Genomic DNA, 287 nt, shown 5'->3' on the forward strand with positions numbered 1-287 from the left:
GCCGCGGCAGGTAGCTCTCGACAGGTCGTTCTCGGCAGGTCCCTCCCCGCCGGTCACCTTTCGGACGCACGAGGAGCCGAAGGGGCCCAGCTCCCCGGCTTCGAAGCGGACGAAGTGGCCGGTTGAGATGCTCGCCCCGCACCGCCGACACTCGAACTCGCCCTCGCGAGTGACGACCTGACTCTCGAAGTCAACGTAGGTGCCGCCGCGACGAACGCGGAGGCGGGCGTCCTCGCGTTCGATCACGCCGCGCTTCTCGGCGACATCGAGGATCTCTCGGGTCAACG

1 protein-coding gene is annotated in these 287 nt (G+C 68.6%); it reads right to left on the reverse strand.

Annotation, left to right across the window (positions count from 1 at the left end):
* Positions 1–285: DUF5830 family protein (locus ABD345_RS40070; RefSeq protein ID WP_344559776.1), on the reverse strand; the 285-nt coding region annotated here is incomplete at its 3' end.
* Positions 286–287: the final 2 nt, after the last annotated feature.

The sequence above is a fragment of the Kitasatospora saccharophila genome (genome assembly GCF_039529925.1).
Lineage (GTDB): Bacteria > Actinomycetota > Actinomycetes > Streptomycetales > Streptomycetaceae > Kitasatospora > Kitasatospora saccharophila.